Raw genomic sequence first — 2055 nt, 5'->3', positions numbered from 1 at the left:
GGGCGACCTTCGCCAAGAATTTCTTCGAGGCCGGCGGCATCGAAGCCGTCACGAACGACGGCTTCCCATCTCTTCATGCCCTTACAGCTGCCTTTGCCGCATCGGGTGCTCAAAGTGCCTGCATCTGTTCCTCCGATGAGGTTTACTTCGCTCTCGCAGATGAGGCGATTACACCCAACGAGACTGTAGTTGAGGAGACAGCGCGCGCACTTAGAAGGGCAGGGGGCTTGCTCGTGTATATGGTGGGTCGTCCGATCATGCGGGAGGACGCACTCCGCTCGGCGGGCATCCAGGACTTCATCTACAGCGGCTGCGACCTGCCAGCATTCATCTATAAAACCTATGCGTTCATGGACGAACTAATTGCAGCGCCTCGAATGGGTGCAAGCCAATGACCAGCATCCCGGACTTCTCGAGCGTCGCTTTCTCCGCCGCTCCCCTGGCGCCCTCCTCCCAGGCTGCTTCGGAGCCCTGGCTGACGCCGGAGGGCATCGCGGTCAGAGGAGCCTATGGCCCCGAGGACCGTGCGGGTCTCGACGCCCTCGACACCTGGCCGGGCGTCGCGCCGTTCCTGCGCGGCCCCTACCCGACCATGTACGTGAACCAGCCCTGGACCGTGCGCCAGTACGCCGGCTTCTCCACGGCGGAGGATTCCAACGCCTTCTACCGGCGCAACCTGGCGGCCGGCCAGAAGGGCCTGTCGGTGGCCTTCGATCTCGCCACCCATCGCGGCTACGATTCCGATCATCCGCGGGTGGCGGGCGACGTGGGCATGGCGGGCGTCGCGATCGATTCCATCTACGACATGCGCACGCTGTTCGCCGGCATCCCGCTCGACCGGATGAGCGTGTCGATGACCATGAACGGCGCGGTGCTCCCCGTTCTGGCGCTCTACATCGTGGCCGCCGAGGAGCAGGGCGTGCCGCCCGAAAAGCTCTCCGGCACGATCCAGAACGACATCCTGAAGGAATTCATGGTGCGCAACACCTACATCTACCCGCCCAAGGGGTCGATGCGGATCATCTCGGACATCTTCGGCTACACCTCGCAGAACATGCCGAAGTTCAACTCGATCTCGATCTCCGGCTATCACATGCAGGAGGCGGGCGCGACGCAGGATCTCGAGCTCGCCTACACGCTCGCCGACGGCGTCGAGTACATCCGCGCCGGCATCGCGGCCGGGCTCACCATCGACCAGTTCGCCCCGCGCCTGTCCTTCTTCTGGGCGGTGGGCATGAACTTCTTCATGGAAGTGGCCAAGATGCGCGCCGCGCGCCTCCTCTGGGCGAAGCTCGTGAAGGGCTTCAACCCGCAAAGCGAAAAGTCCCTGCCCCTGCGCACGCACTCGCAGACCTCGGGTTGGTCGCTGACGGCGCAGGACGTGTTCAACAACGTCACCCGCACCTGCATCGAGGCCATGGCGGCGACCCAAGGCCATACGCAGTCGTTGCATACCAACGCGCTGGACGAGGCGCTCGCGCTCCCGACCGACTTTTCGGCCCGTATCGCCCGCAACACGCAGCTCTTCCTGCAGCAGGAGAGCGGCACCACGCGCATCATCGACCCGTGGGGCGGCTCGTACTATGTGGAGCGGCTCACCTACGAGCTGGCGCAGAAGGCCTGGAGCCACATCCAGGAGGTCGAAGCCCTGGGCGGCATGGCGAAGGCCATCGAGGCGGGAATTCCGAAGCTGAAGATCGAGGAGGCGGCGGCCCGCACCCAGGCGCGCATCGATTCCGGACACCAGAAGATCATCGGCGTGAACGCCTTCCGCACCGATGACGAGGCGTCCATCGACATCCTCAAGGTCAACAACGCCGCCGTCCGCGCAAGCCAGATCGAGAAGCTCCAGCGCCTGAAGGCCGAGCGCAACCAGGCCGATGTGGACGCGGCGCTTTCTGATCTCTCGAACGTGGCCGCGTCCGGCGAAGGCAACCTGCTCGATCTCGCCGTGAAGGCCGCCCGCGTCAAGGCGACAGTGGGCGAGATCTCCGACGCGCTGGAGAAGGTCTGGGGCCGTCACCGCGCCGAGATCAAGGCGATCTCGGGCGTTTA

At 64.7% G+C, this 2055-nt stretch carries 2 protein-coding genes; both read left to right on the top strand.

Translation table 11 applies throughout. The features are described 5' to 3' along the window. A partial coding sequence (locus KBI52_RS01750) for a cobalamin B12-binding domain-containing protein (RefSeq protein WP_371823097.1) occupies positions 1-395 on the top strand: 395 nt, incomplete at its 5' end. Next, positions 392-2055: methylmalonyl-CoA mutase (gene scpA / locus KBI52_RS01745; RefSeq protein WP_210804915.1), on the top strand; the 1664-nt coding region annotated here is incomplete at its 3' end. The genes KBI52_RS01750 and scpA, both read left to right, overlap by 4 nt.

Source organism: Microvirga sp. HBU67558, assembly GCF_018069605.1.
Lineage (GTDB): Bacteria > Pseudomonadota > Alphaproteobacteria > Rhizobiales > Beijerinckiaceae > Microvirga > Microvirga terrae.
Note: the sequence above shows the minus strand (reverse complement) of the source record. Positions and strands in the feature narration are given on the sequence as shown.